16 protein-coding genes are annotated in these 15374 nt (G+C 62.9%); 14 read left to right on the plus strand and 2 right to left on the minus strand.

Going from position 1 to position 15374, the window contains the following annotated elements; translation table 11 throughout:
* The 8 genes from EN964_RS07245 to EN964_RS07280 form a co-directional block, all read left to right on the plus strand.
* Positions 1 to 524, plus strand: a 524-nt coding sequence (locus EN964_RS07245) for a CocE/NonD family hydrolase C-terminal non-catalytic domain-containing protein (protein ID WP_281059554.1), incomplete at its 5' end; no start/stop codon positions are given.
* A gap of 28 nt (positions 525 to 552) precedes the next feature.
* Positions 553 to 816, plus strand: a complete 264-nt coding sequence (locus EN964_RS07250; RefSeq protein ID WP_127276278.1) for a hypothetical protein — start codon at positions 553 to 555, stop codon at positions 814 to 816.
* A gap of 179 nt (positions 817 to 995) precedes the next feature.
* Positions 996 to 2594, plus strand: coding sequence for an ABC transporter substrate-binding protein (locus EN964_RS07255; protein ID WP_245465177.1), 1599 nt, complete (start codon positions 996 to 998; stop codon positions 2592 to 2594).
* 33 nt (positions 2595 to 2627) lie between these two features.
* On the plus strand, positions 2628 to 3566 hold the full coding sequence (locus EN964_RS07260; RefSeq protein ID WP_127270347.1) for an ABC transporter permease: 939 nt from the start codon (positions 2628 to 2630) through the stop codon (positions 3564 to 3566).
* 1 nt (position 3567) lies between these two features.
* The gene (locus EN964_RS07265; RefSeq protein WP_236383062.1) at positions 3568 to 4461 is read left to right on the plus strand and encodes an ABC transporter permease; all 894 of its coding nucleotides are present in this window, start codon (positions 3568 to 3570) and stop codon (positions 4459 to 4461) included.
* Positions 4458 to 5477: an ABC transporter ATP-binding protein gene (locus EN964_RS07270; protein ID WP_127268210.1), complete on the plus strand. Its 1020-nt coding sequence runs from the start codon at positions 4458 to 4460 to the stop codon at positions 5475 to 5477. The genes EN964_RS07265 and EN964_RS07270 overlap by 4 nt, the downstream gene beginning before the upstream one ends.
* Positions 5474 to 6490, plus strand: a complete 1017-nt coding sequence (locus tag EN964_RS07275) for an ABC transporter ATP-binding protein (RefSeq protein ID WP_127268211.1) — start codon at positions 5474 to 5476, stop codon at positions 6488 to 6490. Before EN964_RS07270 ends, EN964_RS07275 begins: the two co-directional genes overlap by 4 nt.
* On the plus strand, positions 6480 to 7613 hold the full coding sequence (locus EN964_RS07280; protein WP_164749006.1) for a succinylglutamate desuccinylase/aspartoacylase family protein: 1134 nt from the start codon (positions 6480 to 6482) through the stop codon (positions 7611 to 7613). The genes EN964_RS07275 and EN964_RS07280 overlap by 11 nt, the downstream gene beginning before the upstream one ends.
* Before the next feature lie 122 nt (positions 7614 to 7735).
* On the opposite strand, the gene EN964_RS07285 is transcribed toward EN964_RS07280, so the two are convergent.
* Positions 7736 to 8464, minus strand: coding sequence for an SDR family NAD(P)-dependent oxidoreductase (locus EN964_RS07285; RefSeq protein WP_127268213.1), 729 nt, complete (start codon positions 8462 to 8464; stop codon positions 7736 to 7738).
* Between the two features lie 95 nt (positions 8465 to 8559).
* On the opposite strand from EN964_RS07285, the gene EN964_RS07290 reads away from it, so the two are divergent.
* Together EN964_RS07290 and EN964_RS07295 are read left to right on the plus strand one after the other, a co-directional pair.
* Positions 8560 to 8982 carry a helix-turn-helix domain-containing protein gene (locus EN964_RS07290; protein ID WP_127268214.1) on the plus strand — a complete coding sequence of 141 codons (423 nt, stop codon included), beginning with the start codon at positions 8560 to 8562 and terminating at the stop codon, positions 8980 to 8982.
* A gap of 728 nt (positions 8983 to 9710) precedes the next feature.
* Positions 9711 to 10022, plus strand: coding sequence for a DUF736 domain-containing protein (locus EN964_RS07295; RefSeq protein ID WP_127268215.1), 312 nt, complete (start codon positions 9711 to 9713; stop codon positions 10020 to 10022).
* 44 nt (positions 10023 to 10066) lie between these two features.
* Here the strand turns inward: EN964_RS07295 and EN964_RS07300 are convergent, their stop codons facing one another.
* Positions 10067 to 11443: a PLP-dependent aminotransferase family protein gene (locus EN964_RS07300; protein ID WP_127268216.1), complete on the minus strand. Its 1377-nt coding sequence runs from the start codon at positions 11441 to 11443 to the stop codon at positions 10067 to 10069.
* Positions 11444 to 11585: 142 nt separating this feature from the next.
* On the opposite strand from EN964_RS07300, the gene EN964_RS07305 reads away from it, so the two are divergent.
* From EN964_RS07305 to EN964_RS07320, 4 genes are all read left to right on the plus strand, one after another.
* Positions 11586 to 12905, plus strand: coding sequence for a hydroxymethylglutaryl-CoA reductase, degradative (locus tag EN964_RS07305; protein ID WP_127270358.1), 1320 nt, complete (start codon positions 11586 to 11588; stop codon positions 12903 to 12905).
* A 3-nt stretch (positions 12906 to 12908) separates the two neighbouring features.
* Positions 12909 to 13916, plus strand: coding sequence for an ABC transporter permease (locus EN964_RS07310; protein WP_127270346.1), 1008 nt, complete (start codon positions 12909 to 12911; stop codon positions 13914 to 13916).
* 37 nt (positions 13917 to 13953) lie between these two features.
* Positions 13954 to 14970: a sugar ABC transporter substrate-binding protein gene (locus tag EN964_RS07315; protein WP_164749005.1), complete on the plus strand. Its 1017-nt coding sequence runs from the start codon at positions 13954 to 13956 to the stop codon at positions 14968 to 14970.
* A gap of 13 nt (positions 14971 to 14983) precedes the next feature.
* The coding region (locus EN964_RS07320; protein WP_164775752.1) for an ABC transporter permease at positions 14984 to 15374 on the plus strand (391 nt) is incomplete at its 3' end.

Consider the following 15374-nt stretch of genomic DNA (forward strand, 5'->3'; position numbering starts at 1 on the left):
TTGTCTACGAAACCGAGGTGCTGGCGCAGAATCTCGAGATCGCCGGCGACGCCATATTCGACCTTGCCTTCGAAAGCGACAGGCCGGTCGCCATGGTGGCAGTACGGCTTTGCGATGTCTCGCCCGGCGGCGCGGTAACGCGCGTCAGCTACGGCCTTCTCAACCTGACGCATCGCGACGGGCATGAAAACCCTGAACCACTCGAAACGGGCACGCGCTATCGCGCTTCGGTGCCGCTCAAGCATGTGGCGCAGCGCTTCCGGGTCGGCCATCGCATTCGGCTGTCCATCTCGACCAACTATTTCCCGGTCGCATGGCCTTCGCCCGAGCCGGTCACGCTTACCGTCCACCCGGCGGATTGCCGACTTGAACTTCCGGTTCGCGTCGGAGGCGCCAGAGATCCGGAACCGGCGCCTTTTGCCGAACCCGAAGGGGCGCCGCCCTTACGGGGTGGAGACGATCTCAAAGCCGCAAAAGGGTTGGACGATAACGGAAAATCTGGCAGACGCTTCGACCGTCGTTGAGATCGGCGAGGGCGCCGGCACCTATCGCATGGTCGACAACGACCTCACCATCACCTCGCTCGGCCACGAACGCTATTCCTTCCGCAGCGACGATTTCGGATCGGTCAAGGCCGAGGCCAAATGGGAGTTCGAATTCTCACGCGCCGACTGGCGCATGCACTCGGTGACCGAGACCACCATGACCGCAACGTCTTCGCATTTCCACATCGAGGCGAACTTGCAGGCGTGGGAAGGCGAGGCTCTCGTCCATGAGCACAAATGGGCCGAGGCAATAGAGCGTCGCCTGCTGTGACATTCGCGAACTGACGCTAGTATCGCTTACATCTGCGTCGGCAGCGAAATTGACCGGTTAGCCGGCTGAACTGAAGAATGCACCGTCCGAACTCGTGGCCCGTCGGGCGGCGCGGCACCAAAAAAGAGCGAACCGGCAGTCGTCCGGAAGCCCGCTCGGGTTGAAAGGGGAACGCAACTGTGACTGAAAAGAGCGTGACTGAAATAACATTGAACCGCAGGCATTTCCTGCAGGCCGGCGCCGGTCTCGGCGCGGGGATCATCGCCTCCGGCCTGCCTCTGTCGCAGGCCGTATGGGCAGCCGAAGGCAAGGTGCTCAAGGCCCGCGCCTATTCGGACATCGACAAGCTCGATCCCGGCTTCTACCAGAACGCCTACAATGTCGATGTCATGAACTGCATCTACACCAAGCTCACCCGATACAAGCCGGGTTCGGAGTGGGGCTGGGAGCTGGAAGCTGCCGAATCCGTCGAGCAGATCGATCCGACGCACATCCGCTTCCGCCTGAAGAAGGGCATCAACTTCACTGGCGACTTCGGCGAAATGACAACTGAGGACGTAAAGTTCTCGTTTGAGCGCGTTATCCAGCACAACTCTCCGGTCAAGGGTGACTGGGGTCCGCTCGACCGCGTCGACATCGAGGACGACCATACTGGCGTCATCGTGCTCAAGACCCCGTTCGTGCCGCTCTGGAACATCACGCTGCCCTATGGTTGCGGCCACATCGTCTCGAAAAAAGCGGTGACGAAGGCAGTTGCCGACGGCGGCGATTTCGGCATGAAGCCGCCCTGCTTTTCAGGTCCGTACATGCTGTCGGACTGGAAGCCGAACCAACTCGTCCTGTTGACCCGCAATCCCGAATGGAAGGGTCCGAAGCCGGGCTTCGACGAAATCCATATCCTGCCGATGAGCGACATCAAGACCGCTGAGCGCGCCTATCAGGCCGGCGACATCGACTTCACTGATTTCAGCCTCGATTCGCTGGCCACGTTGAAGGGCAGCCCGCCCGAGAACACCAAGATCGAGGAGAAACCCTCGCTCTATTACGTCTATATCGGCATGAATTCGGATCACCCGAAGCTGAAGGATGTCAATGTCCGCAAGGCAATCCAATGGGCGATCAACGTGCCGCAGATCATGGATGCGGCCTATTCGGGCCAGGCGCAGGTCGCCACCGGCCTCATTGCTCCGGGTCTGGTCGGGCATCGGGAAAAGGCACTGGTACCGCCGGAAGGCGATCTCGAAAAAGCCAAGGAGTATCTCGCCAAGGCCGGCATCACCGAACTCAGCCTCACCATTGATGCGCTCAACGTGACCACCTTTTCAACGATCGCGGAAATGGTCCAGGCGCAGTTGTCGCAGATCGGCATCACGGTCGAGGTCAATGTTCAGGATTCCGGCTCTTTCTGGACCATAGGCATGGAATCGGAAGGCGAGCGCTGGAAGGACATGCAGCTGATCGTGCAGCGCTTCTCGATGGTGCCGGATCCCTACTACGCCACCACCTTCTTCGTGCGAGACCAGGTGGGGGTCTGGAACTGGGAGCGCTTCCGCAGCGAACGCTTCGACGAACTCAACGCCAAGGCGGTGACCGTCGAAGACCCGCAGGAACGGGCCAAGATGTATTATGAGATGCAGGACATCATGGAGGATTCCGGCTCCTACCGCTTCCTCACCCATGAGGGATCGCCCATCATGTATCGGACGACCGAGCTCGAGGCCGACACGCGCCCCGACGGGCGGCCGCTCTATCTCGGTTTCGAGCCGAAATCGGCATAGCGCGGCGATCGCCGGGAAGGGCTGGATCAGGATATGTGGCTATACCTTGCCAAGCGTACCGCCCTGGCGGCCGCGATCATCGTGGTCGCAGTGACGCTGCTGTTTCTGATGATCCAGGCCGTTCCGGGCGATCCCGCAGCCGTCCTGCTCGGGCCGCGTGCGACGCCTGAGCTGAAAGCCCAGTTGCATGAGCAGATGGGCCTCGACAAGCCGCTGCCCGTGCAGATCGTCTCCTTCTTCGGGGGGTTGCTGCACGGCAATCTCGGCACCGACGTTTTCACACAGCGCCCGGTCAGCGCCATCGTCTTCGAGCAATTGCCCTATACGATCGAGCTGATCCTAGTATCGATCGCCTGGGCCGTTTTCGTCGGCGTGCCGCTCGGTTGCTATTCGGCGATGCACCGCAACTCCGTGATCGACAAGCTCGTGGGCGTGTTCGCGGTCGGCACGATTGCCATTCCGTCCTTCGTCATGGCGATCTATGCGCTGCTGATCTTTTCGGTCGGCCTGCGCTGGCTGCCCGCCATCGGCGCCGGCTCTGGCTTCCGCGGTGGGCTCGTTCACCTCATCCTGCCGGCCTTCGTCATCGGCATCGGCTGGGTCGGCTACATCTCGCGCATCGTGCGCGCCTCCATGCTGGAGATCCTCGGCGAGAACCACATCCGCATGGCGCGCTCCTTCGGTCTTTCGGAGCGACGCATCGTCGCGCGCTACGCGCTGCCGCTGGCCATCCTGCCGACGGTGACGATCATCGGCGTCGGCATGGCGCATCTGCTCTCGGCGGCCGTTTTCGTCGAGGTGGTGTTCGCCCGTCCGGGTATCGGCGCACTGATCGTCAAGTCGGTGGATTCGCGCAACTATCCGATCGTCATGGGCACGGTCCTCGTCACCACCGTTTTATTCGTCATCTCCACGACGCTCGCCGACCTGATCAACGCGGCGCTCGATCCAAGAATCCGCGAGAATTTGTAACGTGTCCGAAGTTCAAGTCATTCGCGAGACGGTGGATAAAAGCCGTGCGCCGGGCGCGATCGCTATGTTCCTGCTGCAACTGCGTAAGTCGCCGCTCGGCCTGATGGGCGCCGTGCTGGTCGTGCTGATGGTGGCGAGTGCGGTCTTCGCCACCTGGATCGTACCTTACGATCCGATCAAGATCATGGTCGGTCCCCGGCTGGCGCCGCCGTCCCTGGATTTTCTCCTCGGCACCGACCACTTGGGCCGCGACGTTTTCTCGCGCGTCGTCATGGGCGGAAGGATTGCGCTGCTCGTCGCCTTCGTCTCGCTCAGCGCCTCGCTCAGCTTAGGGCTGGTGCTCGGCCTCATCGCCGCCTTCGGCCCGCGCTGGCTGGACAATCTTTTGCTGCTGGTTTTCGACACCATCCGCTCCTTTCCGGTCATCATCTTCGCGCTGGCGGTGGTGACGCTGCTCGGACCGAGCCTTGCCAGCGTCATCTTCGTCGTCGCGGTCACGTCGGTGCCGATCTATGCGCGCGTCGTGCGCACGCAGGCCCACGCGCTGCGCGAAAGCGAATTCATCACCGCAGAACGCGCTATGGGTGCCGGCCTCGTGCGCATCCTCGCCGTGCACGTGCTGCCCAACGTCATCGGTCCGCTACTGATCCTGGTCAGCATGGATGTGCCGCTGGTCATCACGCTGGAAGCAGGCCTGAGCTTCCTCGGCATGGGTGTGCGCCCGCCGACACCGGACTGGGGAACGATCCTCAGCGACGGCTACGGTTATATCCACAAAACGGTGTGGTTGGTGGTCGCCGGTGGCATCCCTATCGTCATAACCACTCTGGGCTTCACCTTCCTCGGCGAGGCGTTGCGCGACATCTTCGACCCCAAGCTTCGGAGAGACCTATGAACCGTGGCAGCCAAGCAGGACATCTCGCAAGCCGCAGTCCACTGCTGGCGATCCGCGGCCTCTCTCTCGATTTCGGCACGCCGCGCGGCCGCGCACATGCGCTGCGCGATGTCCATATCGACGTGCCGGCGGGCGAGGTGGTCGGCATTGTCGGCGAGAGCGGCTCGGGCAAATCCACGCTCGCCTACACAGTGATGGGGCTGCTGGCTGAGAATGCAGAGGTGGTGAACGGGGCGATCCTGTTCGAGGGACGCGACGTGCTCGGCATGGCACCGGCAGAGCGGCGCGGCCTGCTTGGCAACCGCATGTCGATGATCTTCCAGGATCCGATGACGGCGTTGAACCCGGTGCGCAGCATCGAGAGCCAGATGGTCGATGTCCAGCATCGCGAGGGCGGTTCGCGCGGCATCAAGCGCCAGCGTGCGGTGGACATGCTTCGCCGGGTCGGTATCCCGGACCCCGAAAGTCGTATCGGCGGCTATTCGCATGAATTTTCGGGCGGCATGCGCCAGCGCATCTGCATCGCCATGGCCCTGCTGGTGAAGCCGGCGCTGCTCATCGCGGATGAGCCGACGACTGCTCTCGATGCCACGCTGGAGGTGCAGATCATCCATCTGCTGAAAGAGCTGCAGAAGGAAATCGGCTGCTCGATCCTGTTCGTTTCGCACCATCTCGGCGCTGTCGCCGAATTCTGCGACCGGGTGGCGGTCATGTATGCGGGCGAGGTGGTCGAATACGGCACCGTGCGCGATATCTTCCGCCGGCCGGGGCATCCCTATACGCGCGCGTTGCTCGAATGCGATCCGGGACGGATCAGGAAGCGCACCCGTCAGTTGCCGACGATACCGGGCGAGGTGCCGAGCCTGCTCGGTACCCAGGCGGGCTGCATCTTCCGCCGGCGCTGCCCGCATGCCTTCGCCCGGTGCGCGGATGAAAATCCCGCCCCCCGCGCAATCGGCGCAGCGCACAGCGCGCGCTGCCATCTTCTCGACGACACACTGGCGGTTCCGGCATGAGCCCGCTGCTTTCGGTCGAGGACCTTCGCGTGCGCTTTCGCACCATGAGCCAGCTGAAGGCGTTCACCAGTGGCGTGAAGAACCCGTTCGTCGATGCCGTCTGCGGAGTGTCTTTCGAGATCCGCAGGGGCGAGACACTCGGTCTCGTCGGCGAGAGCGGTTCGGGCAAGTCCACCATTGCCCGTGCCATCATGGGGCTGCGTCCACCGACGAGCGGCTCCATACGTTTCGACGGCCAGGTGCTGAACGGTCTTGCCCCGGCGGATCGCAAGCTGCATCTTCGGCGCATGGCGATGATGTTTCAGGATCCGGTCGGATCGCTGTCGCCGCGGCTCACTGTCCGCTCTCTGCTGATCGAGCCGTTCCGTATCCACGGCATCACCATCCGCGATCCAGCGGCCGAGGTGGAGCGCCTGCTAAAGATGGTTGGGCTGCCCGCGGATTTCGGGCGGCGATATCCCCACCAGCTTTCCGGCGGCCAGGCGCGCCGGGTGGGCGTGGCGCGGGCGCTGGCGCTGGCGCCCGATCTTATTATCGCCGACGAACCGACGGCGGGGCTGGACGTGTCCGTCCAGGGCGAAGTTCTCAACCTACTTGGGCGTTTGCAGCAGGAGTTGGGCATCGCCATCCTCATCATCACGCACAATCTCAATGTCGTGCGCCACATGACCGACCGCATGGCGATCATGTATCTCGGCCGCTTCATCGAGGTCGGCTCGACCGACCGTATATTCGAGCAGCCTTGCCACCCCTATACGGAGGCGCTGCTGTCGGCCAATCCGGAACCCGATCCCGACGCCGCGCTCGACCGGATCGAGCTCAGCGGCGAAGTGCCGAGCCTGATGACGCGCCCTCCCGGCTGCGAGTTCCACACCCGCTGCCGCTATGCGCAGGACATCTGCAAAAGCGCATTCCCGTCCCGGACAACCGACCGCGAAGACCCCCGCCATGTCTTCAATTGCCACTTCCCGTTGTCGGAACGGGCGCTCGCCGGAGCCGTCAATGTCTCGTGAAATCCTCGATATTCCTCTCTCCAACGGCACGCCGGGCAGCCGCCACAGTGTGCGCATCATACGCTACGGTGCCGCCGCCGCCCGTCCCAAGGCCTACATCCACGCGGCACTTCACGCCGACGAGGCGCCCGGCCTTCTGGTATCACATCATCTGGTCGAGCAGTTGGACGCCGCCGATGCGCGCGGCGAAATCCGGAGCCAGATCGTCGTCGTGCCTTACGCCAACCCGCTCGGCCTGGCGCAGTTCGTCAATGGCGACCATCTCGGCCGTTACGACCTTGCCAGCGGCCGCAACTTCAACCGCAACTGGCCTGACCTTGCCCCCGAATTGATCGCCCGGCTCGGAAACCTGTTGGGAAGGGATGCCGACGCCAACAAGGCGCTGATCCGCGAGACGATCCGCGCAATCCTCGACGAACGCTGTGTCAGGCAACAGGTTGATTCCCTCTATACGGTGCTGGCGCGCGAAGCCTTCGATTCTGATCTCGTTCTCGATCTTCATTGCGACGACGAAGGGCTGATGCATCTTTTCGTGCGGCCGGAGATCGCGGCGGAACTGTCGGACATCTCGGGCGAACTCGGCTGCCGTGCCGTGTTTTCGCAGGGCGCCTCCGGCGGCTCGACCTTTGCCGAAGCAAGCGTCGAGCCGTGGTTGAAGCTCGCGGCGGCGTATCCCGACAAGCTGATACCGGTCGGCTGCATGGCAGCGACGGTCGAATTGCGCGGCTTCGTCGACATCGGCGACGAGATGGCCGCGACAGATGCGTCGGCGCTGCTGAATGTGCTGCGCCGCCGCGGCTATATCGCCGGTCAAGCACCCGCCGCGCCGCCGCTCTGCGACGTCACAGGCTTCGACGCCTGCGACGTGGTGCGCACGCCGGCGTTCGGCGTCATCGTCTACCGCGTCGAACTTGGCGAGCGGGTCACGTCCGGACAGCCGATCGCCGACATCGTCGCGCCCGCTGCGATTGGCGGCGATGCCCGTATCACCGTCCATGCGCGTACTGACGGCGTGGTCGTCACCCGCAGACTGAAGAAGCTGGTGGCGGCCAACCAAGTCATCGCCAAGGTAGCCGGCACCGAGCCGCTTTCCCATCGCAAGGGCTATCTTCTGGAGGATTGATAACATGTCGCTCGAAAGCTGCTCCGGTTTCGAGAAAACGACATGCATGCCTGTCACTGCGAGACACCGACCGGCATGAGCGCAACGGCGGCCGTCCAGGTTTCAGTGGTCGAAGGCGCACGTCACACCTGGGCCATGCCGCCATCGACGGCCAGTTCTGCGCCGGTTGTGAAACTGCTCTCGTCGCTGGCGAGGAAAACAACCGCGGCGGCCACCTCGTCAGGCCGGCCCATGCGCCCGAGAGGGATCATGCTGGAAAGCGCGTCTCGAATCTGTTGCGAGGCCCCGGCCATCATCGCCGTATCGGTCGGGCCGGGGCTGACGACGTTGACACGAATGCCTTTGGGAGCAAGTTCGTTGGCCCAGGTGCGGGTGAACGAGCGGACAGCGGCCTTGGTGGCGCCGTAGACGCCATATCCTTTGGTGCCGATGTCGCCTGCGATAGAGCCGATCAACACGATCGTTCCGCCTGGCTGCATGAGGTTGACGGCACCTTGTGCTGCGAAAACCAGAGAGCGCACATTCAGACCGAATGTCCTGTCGAAATGATCCTCCGAAATATCTTCAAGCGGGGCGTATTCGGAAAGGCCGGCATTCACAATGAGCACGTCGATACGCCCGCGTTCCGATCTGATCTGCTCGAATACACGTTCAAGATCCGCTCTGTTGCTTGCATCCGCCAGGACCGTCCGGATGCTGCCGGTGCCCGCCGCTTCCAAGGCGCCGTCCGCACCCTTGCGGCTGGTCGCATAGACCTGCGCTCCCTCACTGGCGAACCTTTGTGAAACTGCCCCGCCGATACCGCCGGCACCGCCGACAACCAGTGCGATCTTGTTTGCCAATCTGCTCATGTGAACTCCATCAAAAAGTGATGGCTCAAGATATATGCTCTATACCTACGGTCAATTACGCACTACAACTAGAGCAGATATCGAGGAGTATACCTATGTCCGCCGTGACTGAAGACTTGCCCGTCAAGGTCAGCCCACCCCGTCGTCCTAAGCCCGTGTCCGTCGAGGCGTTGATAGATGTGCAAAAGGCGCGGCCGGCACTTGAGCAGATCGCCAACAAGTGGTCGGTCCTGATTCTGACCGTTCTGTGCACTAGGCCGTCGAGATTCAACGAGATCATGCGGCGCCTGGACGGCATCACGCACAAGGCGCTCGCCGATGCGCTGAAGCGTCTGGAACGTAACGGTCTCATTCGCCGTGAAGTGCTGACGACGACGACGCCGGTCGGTGTCGAATACACGATCACTTCGCTCGGCCACTCCCTTCGGCAACCGTTCGAGGCGCTTTACGAATGGTCGATGACCTACGGGCCGGAACTCGAGCGCGCGCAAGACGAATACGACCGCGTTCGAGACTGATCACGTCCCCGGCCAGGCAGGCTTCTATTGCTCTGACGACACCCTGATAAAGGCCAGGAACGCCAAGGTAACAGCCGTTCGCATTCAGTTCTCCCCCAAGTTAAGGCCTGACCTTACACGGCAACTGCCGGTTTCGCATCCTGTCGCTCTGAGTTTACCTGCGGCTGATCGAGCCAAACAACTACTCCCCAGAATGAGGAAATTACTATTATGGCGCATGGACTTCTACGACCCCGTGCGTGCCGCGCCTAATCTGGCGGCGTCCATTCTCTCCCATCGACCGCTGATGACGATTCAGCCCAAAGATTAGAGAAATCGGACGTCCCTTCTTCACCGGGTGAAGTGGGACCAACACCGCCCACGGGCGGGAGGAAGCGTCCTTGACCGAAATAGAGAAGCGCAGCGGAGCAAGCGACAGTGGCCGGGACTGATCTTAGCCACTGTGGCATTCCTTCCGCGTATTCTGTCCAAGCTACGCCCACGGCGTCCTCGAATGGATTGGGTCTGACTGAAGACCGCCTTCGCTTCGGCTCGATCGTCTTCCCGTAACGACGTCGCTGCGTTCTCTTCCCCTGGTCGCTGCGCGTCCATTCCTCGGCGGCCCAAGAAAGCCTCGCGCCGCCGTTACTTCGTTTCAGCCCCTTCGGGATGCAGACCGATCGTCTCCGGCCTCACGACCACCATCGAGAGATGGGTGCGGCCCGAGAAAAACAGAAGGAACCACCACGATGGCTACGGTCGGCACATTCTCGCGCACCGCGAACGGCTTCTCCGGTTCGGTCAAGACCCTCAACCTCAACGTCAAGACTGTGACGTTCTCTCCGGTCGATGGCGACAATGAAAAGAGACCCGACTTCCGCATTTTCGCTGGCGCCCCGAGTTCGGGACGGCCCTGGAAGAAGACCTCGCGCGAGAGCCGCGACTACCACTTCGTCAAGCTCGACGATCCCAGCTTCCCCGCTCCGATCTACGCGAGCTTGGTCGAGACCGACACCGGGGGCGACTTCTCGCTCATCTGGTCACGACGCGCCGCGGAGTGATCCGTCAAGCACTAAGCCCGCCGCAAGGCGGGGCTTTGTCCTGTTCAAGTCCGCCGATGCCTAAGCTCTGCCAGCATGAAGTCAAAAAAATGAGGATCCGAGGCCCAGGCGATGTTGACGCGGATGCCTGCCTTGGCAGGTTGGCGCTCCGGCGAAAACACGGTACCAGGTGCGATAAAAATCCCCTGGCGAGCGCCTTCCCGGGCGAGGGCGATGTCATCGACATACTCGGGAAGCTCCAGATAGACGTAGTATCCACCTGTCGGCTCGGCAAAGAGCTTAAGACCCATCTTCTGAAGGCGGGGAACGACCGTCTCGGTGGCCTGCTGCACACGCTGCGCCAAACGCTTGAGGTGGCGCCGATAGTGACCTTCACTGATCAATCCATGGATCAACCGCTCAATGTGTCCTGAGCTGTTGACTGTCGTCAGCATCTTCAACTCGGCAAGGGAAGCGATAAGGTCGGGGCGCGCGGCGATATAGCCGCAGCGCAGGCTGGCCGACAACGTCTTGGCAAAGGTGCGCACGCAGATGACGTTCCGCAACTGGTCGAGAGGCGCAAGGCCAACGCCACGGACCGTCGGCAGGTCGACGAACGGGTCGTCCTCGACCACCAGCATGTCGCAGCGCGCGGCGATCGTCAGGATCGAGTGAGCCGTCGGCAGGTTGGTCGAGCTGCCGGTTGGATTGTGCGCAAGCGATTGTGTGAAGAACAGCTTCGGACGCTCGCGCTCGGCCTTGCCGGCGAGATCGTCGAGGTCCGGACCGGTCGGCGTCCGCTTCACGCCGATCATGCGGATCTGCGCCAGCTTCAGCTTGGCGAAAAGCGGGTAGTAGCCGGGGTCGTCGACCAGCACGGTATCGCCGGCGACGAGGAAGCGGCGTATGATCAGGTCCAGTGCGTGGTTGGCGCCGAATGTCAGCAGGATCTGGTCCGGGCTCGCCTGCACCTCGCGCTCCATGAGGTCGAAGGCGAGGCGCTCGCGCAGCGCCGGCAGGCCCATCGCCGAACCATAGCCGTCACTGCTGGACCTCTGGTGCCGGCCGAGCAGCCCGAGATGGCGGCGCACTTCCGATTCCTCCATCCATGAGGCGGGCGGCCGCCCGTCACCGACGCGGATCGAAAAGCTCTCCTCCAACTGCGCATTGAGCAGCGAGGCGATGTCGACCGCTTCCGCGACATGGCGGGGACGCTCGCTCGGCGTCTGCCGGCGACGCTCGGCGACCATGAAGCCGGCGCCGGGCCGCGAAAACGCGATGCCCGCGGATACCAGCCGGTCATAGGCATCGACGATGGTGTTCTTGGAAACGTCGAATTGCTCGGCGGCCTTGCGTATCGACGGAAGCTTGGCGCCGACGGTAATCGAGCCGGTCTCGATGCGCCTTCTGATCTCTGCCGCCACGGCCTCGGCGCGCGTCATCCCAGAACATCCTCCGATGGGCTGCGTGCCCTGATATGGACTGGTACAGTTTGTCGCTGTTTCCTGTAGCTGTACCTTGATAGATGGTATCAGTTAAACGATAGCTGCCTCAACGACAAGCATTCGCAGGGAGGCGATCGTGATGGTGGCTGTCCAGGACAGCGGTGTCGAGCCGCGGCTGAATTCCCGCATCGAGAAATTCCGCGACCTGTCGCCGGCCGATCGCCTGGCGACGGTCGGCGACGCCGCTCGTCTTGGGCAGGCGGATCGCGATGCCTTGCGCGGCGGCGTCCTGCCGCTCGATCTCGCCAACGGCATGATCGAGAATGTGGTCGGCACCTTCGAGATTCCGCTCGGCGTCGCCACCAACTTCACCATCAACGGTCGCGATTACCTCATCCCGATGGCGGTGGAAGAGCCGTCGGTGGTCGCCGCCGCCTCCTACATGGCGCGCATCGCCCGCGGTTGCGGCGGCTTCGAGACATCGAGCACCGCACCGATCATGCGGGCACAGGTGCAGATACTCGGTCTGTCCGATCCGCACGGCGCACGCGCCAGGCTGCTGTCCGCCCGCGACCAGATCATCGCCGCCGCCAACGAGAAGGACCGGGTGCTGATCGGCCTCGGCGGCGGCTGCCGCGAGATTGAAGTGCAGGTGTTCGAGGAGACGCAAGTCGGACCGATGGTGGTGCTGCATCTGCTCGTCGACGTGCGCGACGCGATGGGCGCCAACACGGTCAATACCATGGCCGAGGCAGTCGCACCGATGATCGAGCGCATTTCGGGTGGCACCGTCCGGCTGCGCATCCTCTCCAACCTGGCCGACCTCAGGCTGGCGCGGGCGCGGGTGCGGCTGACGCCGAAGGCACTGGCGACGAAGGAGTTCACCGGCGAGCGTATCGTTGCCGGCATCGTCGAGGCCTGTTCGCTGGCGATCGTCGATCCTTACCGCGCGGCCACGCACAATAAGGGCATCATGAACGGCATCGATCCAGTCGTCGTCGCGACCGGCAACGACTGGCGGGCGATCGAGGCCGGCGCCCACGCCTGGGCGGCGCGCGGCGGCCGTTATACGTCGTTGAGCCGCTGGGAGATCGACGCCGCCGGAAACCTCGTGGGGACGCTGGAAATGCCGATGGCGCTGGGCATGGTCGGCGGCGCCACCAAGACGCACCCGGCCGCGCGCGCAGCGCTGAAACTCCTCGGCGTGACCACGGCGCAAGAGCTTGCCGAGGTCACCGTCGCGGTCGGGCTGGCGCAGAACATGGCGGCGCTCAGGGCGCTGGCAACCGAAGGCATCCAGCGTGGACACATGGCGCTGCATGCCCGCAACATAGCCATCGTGGCGGGCGCGAGCGGCGCGAATATCGATGCGGTGGCAAAGGAACTTGCGGCGGATCACGATGTGCGCGTCGATCGCGCCAGGGAAATCCTGCTCAGACTGGGCAAAGAGGAGGCCTGAGCGGTGAGCGAGGCAGCCGCACGCGGAAATCAGGCTCGGCTTTCCAGCCTGCTCAAAAGCCAGGAAGGCATCGTGCTGGTGCTGGCGGTGCTGGCCTTCGTGCTGTTCTCGTTGCTGCTGCCGTCCTTCTTCAGCCCCGGCAACATCCTAGCCCTGATCAGAAGCGTCTCGATTCTCGGCATCCTGGCGCTGGGAATGGCGCTGGTCGTCATCGCCAGGGGCATCGATGTCTCGATGATCGCAACGATGGTGGTGTCGGTGTCCTGGGCCTTCGTGATCGCCCGCTCGGGCTATTCGCTGGAATTCGCGCTGCTGATCGGCGCGCTGTTCGCGGTGGTCGCCGGCGTGCTGATCGGGATGCTGATCGCTTTCGGCGAGGTCGCGCCGATCTTCGCGACGCTTGCCGCCGGCTCCGTCATCTACGGCCTTGGCCGAACCTTCTTCTTCACGCTGGAGATGCAGAATGTGCCGCCAGGCGCCGAATGGTTCTCGCTGATCGGGCAGGGCCGCATCCTCGGCGTCCCGGTGACGGTGGTGGTCTTTGCCATGCTTTGCCTGGCGCTGCATCTGGTGCTCAGCCGCACGCGGTTCGGCTGGCAGACCTATGCCATGGGCAACAATCCGGGCGCCGCCAGGATCACCGGCATTTCCAACCGGCCGATGATCGTCGCGCAATATGCGATCAGCGCGCTGATCGCCTACGGCGCCGGGCTGGTGCTTGCCTCGTCGGCGTCGGCGATCAACGCCCGGCTTTTCAATTCGACGATGATCTACGACATCCTTCTGGTCGTCGTGTTGGGCGGCATCGGCCTGAATGGCGGCCACGGCAAGGTTCGCAACGTCATTCTGGGCACGATCTTCGTCGGCATCCTGCTCAACGGCATGACGATCATGAACATCGCCTACACGATCCAGAACCTGGTCAAGGGCGTGGTCCTGCTTCTGGCCATCGTCATCGACTCGCTCGTCAACCCACGCGACGAGCAGACGTCCCAGCAAGGGGATCTCTGACACCAATTTCAACGCCAAAATGCAATGGGAGGAAACCATGCGACTTCTGAAAACGACAAAGTGGCTGGCCGCGGCCTGCATCGCGCTTGCCGGTATCGTCACCGCCAGCGCCCAGGACAAGGGCCTGGAAAATCCGCGCTCGACGACGTTCCACAAGACGCTGGAAGGCAAGAAGGTCGTCTTCCTGCCGCTGTCGATGGGTTTCGACCTGACCGAAGGCTGGGCGGCGGTGATGCGCCAGCAGGCCAAGCGCCTCAAGTATGATTTCGAGATCCGCGACCCCGCCTGGAGCACCGACGCGGGAACCCGCGCGCTGCAGTCGCTGATCAGCGAGAAGCCGGACCTGATCGTCGCGCACAATCCCGACATCCAGTCCTACGCCCGGTTGCTGGCTCAGGCGCAGGCCGCCGGCATCAAAGTTGTGCAGATCAACCTGGAATCGAACACCCAGACCGATTCGTATGTCGGCGCCGACTGGACCGAGATCGGCGAACAGGCGGCGCAGGCCGTGGTCGACAAATGCAGCCCCGGCAAGGGTGCTTCGACCAAGGTCGCTATCGACACCGGCGTGCCGACGGCGGCATCCGACGTGTTCCAACTCGACGGCATCTACCGTGTCTTGAACCAGCATCCCGACATCCAGGTCGTTTCGCAGCAGGCCACCGAATACAATCCGGAAAAGGCGCGCTCGATCATGGAGACCGTGCTGCAACAGCATCCGGATCTTTGCGGCGCCATCGGCATCTGGGACAATCAGGACACCGGCACGGCGTCTGCGATCCAGCAGGCCGGCAAGGGCGACCAGGTCTTCCTCGTCACAAGCGGCGGCGGCAACAGGGTCGGCTGCGAGAATGTCGAGAAGGGCCTGTTCAATCTCTACATCAGCTACAACGTGCCGCTGCAGGGCGAAATCCTGAATGCGGAGATCGCAAGGCTGCTGCTCTCCGACGGTACCGCCGGCGAGACCAAGACGCTCTATTTCAATCCGCTGACGCAGATCACCAAGGCCAACGTCAACCAGCGCAATTGCTGGACGCTGGACGATCTGAAGTAGGGAATCCTGACTTATGGCCACCAGCGATGCGCTTTCACGGCTGCGGTACCGGCTTTTGCCGGACCGCCTGTTCGGCGAATTGCTGACCAAGAGCTGGATCGACAACGTCATTCCGGCATTGGCGCTGGTGGTCACGATCCTCGTCATGACGTGGATCATCCCTGGCTATTTCTCGGTCGGCAACCTTACCGATCTCGCCCGCCAGGTGTCGGAATTCGGCCTGATCGCACTGGCGCTCACCATCGTCATCCTCTCGGGCGGCATCGACCTCTCGGTCGGCTCGATGTTCGCGCTATGCGTGCTTGCCGCCCTGGTATCGATGAACGTTGCCGGCCTGCCGGTCGGCGTGGCATTGATCGCGACGCTAGCCACGGGCCTCGTCTGCGGGCTGCTCAACGGGGTGC

Source organism: Mesorhizobium sp. M7A.F.Ca.CA.001.10.2.1 (genome assembly GCF_003998575.1).
In the GTDB taxonomy this organism is placed as follows: Bacteria; Pseudomonadota; Alphaproteobacteria; order Rhizobiales; family Rhizobiaceae; genus Mesorhizobium.